Annotated in this window: 11 protein-coding genes and 1 pseudogene; 3 read left to right on the top strand and 9 right to left on the bottom strand. The window is 41.6% G+C overall.

The annotated features are described in order from the left end of the window. The 6 genes and pseudogenes from ACFIME_RS00510 to ACFIME_RS00485 form a co-directional block, all read right to left on the bottom strand. A pseudogene (locus tag ACFIME_RS00510) lies at window positions 1–964 on the bottom strand (DUF4815 domain-containing protein); the annotation flags it as partial. 1 nt (window position 965) lies between these two features. Then, entirely contained in the window at window positions 966–2,072 is a 1,107-nt protein-coding gene (locus ACFIME_RS00505) for a phage tail protein (protein WP_375684344.1), read from the bottom strand. Then, the gene (locus ACFIME_RS00500; protein ID WP_375662281.1) at window positions 2,072–2,899 is read right to left on the bottom strand and encodes a baseplate J/gp47 family protein; all 828 of its coding nucleotides are present in this window, start codon (window positions 2,897–2,899) and stop codon (window positions 2,072–2,074) included. The genes ACFIME_RS00505 and ACFIME_RS00500 overlap by 1 nt, the downstream gene beginning before the upstream one ends. Further along, window positions 2,896–3,237 carry a GPW/gp25 family protein gene (locus ACFIME_RS00495; protein WP_375662282.1) on the bottom strand — a complete coding sequence of 114 codons (342 nt, stop codon included), beginning with the start codon at window positions 3,235–3,237 and terminating at the stop codon, window positions 2,896–2,898. The genes ACFIME_RS00500 and ACFIME_RS00495 overlap by 4 nt, the downstream gene beginning before the upstream one ends. Continuing rightward, window positions 3,234–3,923 (bottom strand): phage baseplate assembly protein V, encoded by a 690-nt coding sequence (locus ACFIME_RS00490; protein WP_375662283.1) that lies wholly within the window; start codon window positions 3,921–3,923, stop codon window positions 3,234–3,236. Before ACFIME_RS00490 ends, ACFIME_RS00495 begins: the two co-directional genes overlap by 4 nt. Continuing rightward, on the bottom strand, window positions 3,904–4,452 hold the full coding sequence (locus ACFIME_RS00485) for a hypothetical protein (protein ID WP_375662284.1): 549 nt from the start codon (window positions 4,450–4,452) through the stop codon (window positions 3,904–3,906). The genes ACFIME_RS00490 and ACFIME_RS00485 overlap by 20 nt, the downstream gene beginning before the upstream one ends. 49 nt (window positions 4,453–4,501) lie before the next feature. Between ACFIME_RS00485 and ACFIME_RS00480 the strand changes: the two genes are divergently transcribed. The 3 genes from ACFIME_RS00480 to ACFIME_RS00470 are packed head-to-tail and all read left to right on the top strand — an operon-like array spanning window position 4,502 to window position 5,270. Next, the gene (locus ACFIME_RS00480) at window positions 4,502–4,774 is read left to right on the top strand and encodes a toxin HicA (protein ID WP_273790312.1); all 273 of its coding nucleotides are present in this window, start codon (window positions 4,502–4,504) and stop codon (window positions 4,772–4,774) included. Beyond that, the gene (locus ACFIME_RS00475) at window positions 4,764–5,081 is read left to right on the top strand and encodes a type II toxin-antitoxin system HicB family antitoxin (protein ID WP_004856761.1); all 318 of its coding nucleotides are present in this window, start codon (window positions 4,764–4,766) and stop codon (window positions 5,079–5,081) included. Before ACFIME_RS00480 ends, ACFIME_RS00475 begins: the two co-directional genes overlap by 11 nt. Before the next feature lie 42 nt (window positions 5,082–5,123). Continuing rightward, a complete protein-coding gene (locus ACFIME_RS00470; RefSeq protein WP_375637094.1) occupies window positions 5,124–5,270 on the top strand; it encodes a CopG family antitoxin in 147 nt (48 codons plus the stop codon). A 46-nt stretch (window positions 5,271–5,316) separates the two neighbouring features. On the opposite strand, the gene ACFIME_RS00465 is transcribed toward ACFIME_RS00470, so the two are convergent. From ACFIME_RS00465 to ACFIME_RS00455, 3 genes are all read right to left on the bottom strand, one after another. Next, window positions 5,317–5,595 carry a hypothetical protein gene (locus ACFIME_RS00465; protein WP_375662285.1) on the bottom strand — a complete coding sequence of 93 codons (279 nt, stop codon included), beginning with the start codon at window positions 5,593–5,595 and terminating at the stop codon, window positions 5,317–5,319. Beyond that, a complete protein-coding gene (locus tag ACFIME_RS00460) occupies window positions 5,592–6,341 on the bottom strand; it encodes an antA/AntB antirepressor family protein (protein ID WP_375684343.1) in 750 nt (249 codons plus the stop codon). Before ACFIME_RS00460 ends, ACFIME_RS00465 begins: the two co-directional genes overlap by 4 nt. A 253-nt stretch (window positions 6,342–6,594) precedes the next feature. Further along, window positions 6,595–7,194, bottom strand: coding sequence for an antA/AntB antirepressor family protein (locus ACFIME_RS00455; protein WP_375684342.1), 600 nt, complete (start codon window positions 7,192–7,194; stop codon window positions 6,595–6,597). Window positions 7,195–7,653 lie beyond the last annotated feature (459 nt).

Below are 7,653 nucleotides of genomic sequence, written 5' to 3'. Positions count from 1 at the left end.
AGTCACCTTATAGCTGCTCCCTGCTAAAGGTTCGTCTCCCACCGGTGCCCAATCAATGGTGTCTCCGGTTTTTTTAAAATCTGTGCCTTCTTTAAATTCCTTGCTTCCTTGAACGACTTTAATAAACGCGGTGATGCTTTTATCAGGAACACCATCACGCCCTGCAGCAACGGCACCGCGGGTGACGTTAACGGTTTTTTCTTTTGTCAACAAAAGAGACTGAATATCGGCAATAGGAAAATAATAGGGTTTAAAGGTAAAACTTGTTTTCCCTTTTGGAGGCGCAAAAATATGCGTTTCGCTAGGAACAACGCTTGTCGAAAAGTCCTCTGGCTCTTCATGGCGCAAAGCCGCTAAGCGTTTGCGTTTAAAGCCATTGATATTGGCTTCTCCTTCTTGAATACTAAACACTTGGCAACCGTTATTGGCTCCCAATGCGCTCACACGGCAGCCACTCACGATATAATGCCCATGGGCGCGGTCGTACGTCGCAATAGCTTGCATGGCGGGCTCAAGCAATGAGGGCGATTTTTGATCAATCAAAACACCATCTTGTAAAATATAAACCGGAAAGAAAGTGCCATTCTGCGCATCCTCTTTTAGTGCCCAAACAAGCTTTGCTGTTTCGCGTGCCGCTCCGGGCTCTCCTTCTGCTAAGGTGCCAGGGACTTGCCCCAAGAGCTCTGGATCATCTTNAAATATCACCGGCAATATAAATCTTGCCATCCGTTAAAGTGACGGTCCTTGTGTCTTTGTTGACAAAAGCATCAGCCCGTTCAACGCGGTCTCCTTCTTTTGCAACAAGGCGCCCCAAGCGGTCATGCCGCCCCCTTATAATGGTTTGAACCTCATTGAGTTCACCACTTTGAATAAAGGGACGCGTGCCATAAAACACCACGCTTTGTTGTTCCTCTTTGCCGCGAGATCTGTCAATTGCAAAGGGTAAACCACTTTCATGCTTCATATTAAAACCTCAATAAAATCTTGAATTGTTCGCGAACATCAGCACGCAAAGGAATATTGATAGGTGTTTTGAGTATCTCCACACCGCCACTTAGTTCATCAGGCTCCAACCAAAGCTTGCCAAAGGGGATATCTTGTTTTGGAGAAGCATGAACGAGAATAGAAACAAATGCTGCTTGTTTGCCGTCAACATCTTCAAAATCTGTTCGTGCTGCCAGAAAAAGCGCCGTGCCCATCGGAGAGGGCTGGAAGTTTTTGCCACAATGGCTATAAACACCATCCAAAGCCTGTTCGACAGGCGCTACAGCATAGCATCTGCGAGTGCCAATCACGTCATCTTTGGTGTCTCTTAACACGAGATAAAGCGTACGGTTGCTAAACCACTCTGTCATGAGTATATCGCGTTCATGTTTTTTGACCGAACACCACGGAAAATTTGCCATGTCCCATGGATAATCGATTTGTTCAAAGCTTAACTCTTCATCCCCATCATCTATCCAATTGCCAATAAGCCTGCCTTCTTCTCTTGTGAGCGTGTGATTGATCTCTGTTGTGCGCCCAAAGGAAAACAAAGTGCCCCCAGCTGTTAAGCGAACACCGCTTTCATACTCCAACATGCTGTCATCAAGGCGTGACATATTGCCCTCTGTGGCTTGCACATCATAACCATAGGTCCCACGACGAAAATCAGAGCGCAAACTTTTGGAAAGGTCGGTAATCGCTTCAATAGCTTCAAGGCTTTTACGTTCAGGCAACTGATCAAAATCAAGTTGAAAGGAGTTCCACCATGCGCGCCCTGTCCATGCGGGTTGAAAGCGTGCAGAAAGCTCTAACCATTGAAGCCCCATCTCTATTGCCATAACAGACCCGCGCAGGCGTTGCCATGCAAGCCCTTGGTCAATCAAATCATAGAGGTTTGGAACATAAGGTGTCAGTTCACCAAGCCCGTATTCTTCAATGAGCCACGGCAAGAAACGGGGAGGGCGTGTGATCAGTTTTGCGCGTGAAATCCCCAAAACAGAACCATCAATATCTTGATGAAAATCGCAAGCATCAGCAAGGCGCTTTTCAAATTCTGTTGCGTTTGTGGGAAGGAGGGAACCAACCATTAGCGCGCACGCCCTTTGAAGTTTAAGGTGATTTTTCCAATCGATAAAATTTCTTCATCACAAACCATACTGTCTTGTGTTGGGGTAATGGCAATCACTTTCTGGACACCAGGGATCATCAGTTTTGAAACCCACCACGAGAGGCTTAATTCACGACCAATGGCTTGTTCTTGTCTCCATGCTGCTCTTAAATTTGCTTCCATTGTCGTGAGAATTTTCAAAGATGTTTCTGGTAACAGCCAAACATCTGCTTCTAAATCCAGCACTTTTTTGACAGCAGCGTGAACAATGATTGTATCATTGGTCATGATGATATTTTTTCTGTGAAGAGCTTCTGAGACTGTTTGTATGAGATCTTCAGAGGCTGTTCCTTCTTCATTATTGCCAAAAAGAGCAACATAGATGGTTGGGTCTTTGCCTTTACGATAAATAATCGCATCCTTAACACGGCTATCGGCTGTTAAGGCTATAAGCTTGTAATAGGGTTCTGTTCCACTTCCGTTTCCCCCACGGACATGAAGTTGAATGCGTTCACGATATCTCTCGTCACTTTCACCCTCCATGCGGGCAAGACCATGCCAGTTTCCCAAAGCGTCAAGAGATTCACCGGTTGCAAAATCAAGAATGTTGTTGCGTGCCGCTTCGTTAATACGCTGTCTTAAAAGCAACTCTCGATAGCTAAAAGCCTCAATGACTTTTACAGCCGGATCACTTTCAAGAATGGTATATTCCGGCAAAAGCTCTTTTAAATGGGCAAGAGCAGCAGCGCGGATTTCCTCAAAAGAAAGTTCTGTGATGATTTCCGGTTTTGCAAGTACTCCATTCATTTTATCAATAATCCTTCCATGGTAATGGGCTTACCGGATGGCAAATAAATGCCTTCAAAGGACAAAGAAACTTGTCCAGCATCAACCATTTTAAAATCAATCGTTTTCAATTTAAAACGCGGTTCCCATTTGTCTAAAGCCTCAGCAACGGCGGCATGAAGGGCAACGGCAAAAGCATTATTCACTGGTGCATCAATGAATTCTGCAACGCGTGAACCATAATCACGACGCATTACACGCGAACCAATCCGTGTTGACAAAATATCAAGAATTGATTGGCGTAAATGATCAATGCCGGTCAATGACTTTCCCGTTGTACGGTCCATTCCACTGTTCAATTGGGACCTCCTGTCATAGAGCCACCAGAAGTAACACCGCCATGAACATGGGTTGCTCCTACATTGGTGCCGTTATGCTTTAGTCCACTTGAATGAATGGAAACCTCATTGTCTGAATGAAGAGAAACACCATCTTGCGAATGGAGTGAAATGTTCCCATTTGCTTTTACAGAAATGTTGCCCTTTGCCTTTAAACTTAGATTACGTTCTGAAGTGATTTTTATGCCCTCCGGTGCGCTAAGCTCTAGCTTACCAGCATCTCCTTTGAGTGATACGCCATCAGAGATTGTCAGAATAAACTTTCCACCCGATTTTATATTAAGGGCATAGGTGTTTTGTTCATCATCATATTCAAGGCTGGTGCCATCGGGATAAAGTGTTTTATGAATATTGCCCTTATCAGCTGCTTGGTTCGCATCGGTATGAATAGAGCCAACAATCACCCCTTGTGATAAATCACCTGATGATGAGACAACAATGACTTGTTCTCCAACATCGCGCCCTTCATAAGAGCGTGTTTTACCGGCGCGGGCTTGTGTGTCTGGAATCCAGTCACTGAGAAGATTGCCACTTTTTATCCGATAGCGTGCGTTTTTATGGTCGACATGGCTAATCTTACCCACCACAACCATATTTGCCACACGTCTCTTTAGATCGGTGATTTCTTTATCGCGCCGCTCTAACATGAGTACCCTCGATTTTATGGTATTTGTCTTTGTTTCTCACGCCTGTTTCTGGTTCAAAGCTTAAGAAAGGTTCAACGATTCTTGCTGTTACATTGCCTTCTTCTTCATCCATGTTGGGGATGTTGGTCACATAAATGACTTCAAAGGTTAAAATCGCACCATGGAGCGCTAGGGCGCCATTATCACCAAAGGCAAAAGCAATATTTTGCAAGCGGCATGTTTCAACGCTGTTGTTGAGATTGGGGTTGGCATGGAAAATCTCTTCAACTTCCCATGCTAATTGGTCAACAAAACGCGCTCCATCTTCACATGTTGCATAGCATTCAACATCTACTGTTAAAACACGCCGTCTTACTCCATAATCATAGCCATCTTCAATGGTTTCACTTTGTGTTGAGATATTAATAGCTGGCATTGCTTCAATAAATAAATTGAAGTCACGCATATTGAAAACATTGTCACCAGCTGCCGTCTTTGCTGCCTTTATCAACGCAACAAATGTTTCTCTTATCGTCTCACGGGGGTGCATGGGGGCTCCTGTTCAATTAAGTGCATAAAATGATTGACTAGGATTAATAATGATACTATCATTGGTTATGAGTAATAAAGTTGAAAAAATAATCAGCTTGATGAAAGCATCACCAAAGAACATTAAGTTTTCAGATTTGTTGGCTGTATGTGTCTATTTCTTTGGAGAACCACGGAACAATGGTACAAGCCACTTTGTTTTTAAAACACCGTGGCTTGGTGATCCTCGTGTGAATATTCAAAAAGATTCTGGTAACAAAGCAAAAGCTTATCAAGTCAAACAAGTCTTACAAGCGATAGAAAGGATGAAACATGAACAATAATCATTATACATATCGTGTTTTGTGGTCGCAAGAAGATGAGGAATATGTCGGATTGTGTGCAGAATTCCCATCCCTTTCATGGTTAGATGCTCAAGCAGAGAAAGCTTTAAAAGGCATTATGGACCTTGTTTCAGAAGTTGTGGAGGACATGCAACATAATGGAGAAGAAGTTCCTGTGCCTTTGTCACATGGTAAATACAGTGGTAAGTTTCAATTAAGAATACCACCAGAACTCCATAGAAAACTTGCAATACAAGCCGCTGAAAATGGTGTGAGTTTAAACAGATACATTTCTTCTAAACTTTGAATTTTTTAAAATTCTATACACATCAAAAGAAATTTAATTTTTATGAAAACCTCTAAATTAAAACAAATGCCCGTTTTTAAGACGGATGAAGAAGCAGAAAACTTTGTTGATACTGCAGATCTTACAGATTATGACTTAACTAGTTTTAAACCCGTTCATTTTGAGTTCTTACCTAAAGAAGTCTCTTGACTACCTCCCCACCTTTAACGATAGGGAGGGGAGTTTTGTTTTTAAGTTAAGCAACCTTTTTAATGGGGCTCTCGAAATTTGGTTCATAAGCGCGTAACAAAGAATCCATGCTATGTGGCAGTTCTGAAGCTCCAAAATCTGTCAAAATTGCCAAGATTTTTGTAATATTGGGCACGTCATCTTGAAGTTTTGAAATCAAAGCTTTTTCTATTACACTCATAGTGTCAACTAGAGCAGTACAATCTTTGTCGCTCACATTTTCATCATTAGAAAATTGAGATAATGCTATCCATAAGTCACATAAGAAGTTGGTATCTATTTTCATTGTACACCTCCATGGATTTGTTCTCTCAAACATGCCAATCCTTTTGGTGTGATTTTCGTTGAAGGCAGGACCTTTTCTGTACCATCCGGTCTTTGAATGGTGATAGCAGGGCAGTCCATGAATCCTTTCTTGATCTTGTCCTGATAAGGTAACAGAGGCGCCCCTGGAGCACGCCGATACACCCAATCATGTTTACGCAAATAATCCGTTAAGTCCTTTGGTCGTACCTCTAACATCTTTGCTGCTTCGATAAGACCAAACAGACCATCAGAACGCTTTAAGCCTTCTAAAGCTTCTGCTTTTGGAGTCAATTCAGCAATAGTGTTATCCTTTTGCTCGATTTGACTTTGTAAGTGATTCAAAACACCAAGTAATGCTTCGGGTTTGGAATAATCAACTTGTGGAGCGGCTATCTGTGGTGTCACTACTTGTTTCAAAAGCCGTTCACATTTGATAAAGTATTGACGTGCTTCATGCCCTTTATCATTACGCTCTATCATCGAAAGATGTTTAGCCATGTCTAACGTAATGTAATATTCTATGCTTGGGCGCCCACCTTTTTCTAAATTTTTAGAAAAACCTATAAAGTCTATATTTTCTCGAAAGTTACATTCTTTAATACGATTTTTAATCCAGTCTGCAAACTTTGATGTAATCTCCAAAAACGCATGCAAATCACGCGCGTTAACAGTTTGAACAGTTTCCTGATCAATAACCTGTTCTGATATTTCTATAAGTGTGTTCATAATGAACTCCTTGTAGTTAGACGTTTTTCATTGACACTCTAAAAGAGTGCCGGGCGCTGAAAAACACGGCTACAAGTCCGTCGTCACACTTTTCCCGTTAGGGTATTGTATAGTGTAACCACACCCGACGAGGTTATTATATGCATGTAGCACATAATGAGTCAAAGTCTTTAAATGTCCAGAAGATTGATTATTTCGGCAATCAATCCGCTTGTAGTTTGTAAGGTGTTTTTCAAGCACCTGATTCGATTATTCACATTGTCGCCACAATGTCAAGTGGCAATGTAATGTTTTTATAAAAGTAATCGGTTAAGTCCTTTGGTCTTACTTCCAACATCTTTGCTGCTTCTATCAAACCGAACAACCCATCAGAACGTTTTAAGCCTTCCAAAGCCTCTGCTTTTGGAGTTAATTCGGCAATGGTATTATCCTTTTGCTTGATTTGACTTTGTAAGTGATTCAAGACACCAAGTAATGCTTCGGGTTTGGAGTAGTCAACTTGTGATGCAGCTATCTGCGGTGTTGCTACTTGTTTCAAAAGCCGTTCACATTTGATAAAGTATAAACGAGCTTCTCTACCTTTCTTATTATTCTCAAGCATAGAAAGCTCTTTTGCTACACTTAAAGTTAGATGATAATCTTTAGAGGGACGACCACCTTGGAGGTTTTCCCCAAAATTGGTGAAAACTAAATAATCCTGATTTTCTAATAAATTATATTTGTTGATGCGATATTTAATCCAAGTAGAGAAATCTTTACCTACTTCTAAAAACGCATGCAAATCACGAGCGTTAACAGTTTGAACAGTTTCCTGATCGATAACCTGTTCTCTAATTTCTATAAGAGTATTCATAATGAATTCCTTGTTGATAGATGTTTCTTAATGACACTCAATAAAAAAGTGCCGGGTGCTAAGAAACACGGCAACAAGCCCGTCGTTATGCTTTCCCCCGAAAGGGTATTTTATGGCATAACCACACCCGACAAGACCAGTATACGCTATACGCATATAATGAGTCAAAGCCTTTACAATGTGCGGAAGACTGATTATTTCGGCAACCAATCCGCTTGTTGTTTTAAGGTGTTTCTTAGGCACCTGATTCGATTATTCATATTGTCGCCACATTGTCAAGTGGGAACGTAATATTTTTATAACAATAATCAAAACAGCTTGCTAAATAAAGATGCCTTATTGTTTCTGTTCTCGCAAGATAAGCTTATACATACCGGTTTCAGAGGCTTGGACCTCTGTGACAATAAAGTGCTCTTGAGAGGGGGCTTTGTTATTTTCAGGAGAGAGGACCACAATACT

The sequence above is a fragment of the Bartonella sp. AP1QHHD genome (genome assembly GCF_042196265.1).
Lineage (GTDB): Bacteria > Pseudomonadota > Alphaproteobacteria > Rhizobiales > Rhizobiaceae > Bartonella.
The sequence above is the reverse complement of the archived record's forward strand: the minus strand, read 5'-3'. Positions and strand labels throughout refer to the sequence as shown.

Bases quoted from the DNA above. Each gene is read 5' to 3' on its own strand.
- ACFIME_RS00505 (WP_375684344.1), bottom strand. From the start codon at position 2,072: ATGGTTGGTTCCCTCCTTCCCACAAACGCAACAGAATTTGAAAAGCGC.
- ACFIME_RS00500 (WP_375662281.1), bottom strand. From the start codon at position 2,899: ATGAATGGAGTACTTGCAAAACCGGAAATCATCACAGAACTTTCTTTT.
- ACFIME_RS00490 (WP_375662283.1), bottom strand. From the start codon at position 3,923: ATGTTAGAGCGGCGCGATAAAGAAATCACCGATCTAAAGAGACGTGTG.
- ACFIME_RS00485 (WP_375662284.1), bottom strand. From the start codon at position 4,452: ATGCACCCCCGTGAGACGATAAGAGAAACATTTGTTGCGTTGATAAAG.
- ACFIME_RS00480 (WP_273790312.1), top strand. From the start codon at position 4,502: ATGATACTATCATTGGTTATGAGTAATAAAGTTGAAAAAATAATCAGC.
- ACFIME_RS00475 (WP_004856761.1), top strand. From the start codon at position 4,764: ATGAACAATAATCATTATACATATCGTGTTTTGTGGTCGCAAGAAGAT.
- ACFIME_RS00470 (WP_375637094.1), top strand. From the start codon at position 5,124: ATGAAAACCTCTAAATTAAAACAAATGCCCGTTTTTAAGACGGATGAA.
- ACFIME_RS00465 (WP_375662285.1), bottom strand. From the start codon at position 5,595: ATGAAAATAGATACCAACTTCTTATGTGACTTATGGATAGCATTATCT.
- ACFIME_RS00460 (WP_375684343.1), bottom strand. From the start codon at position 6,341: ATGAACACACTTATAGAAATATCAGAACAGGTTATTGATCAGGAAACT.
- ACFIME_RS00455 (WP_375684342.1), bottom strand. From the start codon at position 7,194: ATGAATACTCTTATAGAAATTAGAGAACAGGTTATCGATCAGGAAACT.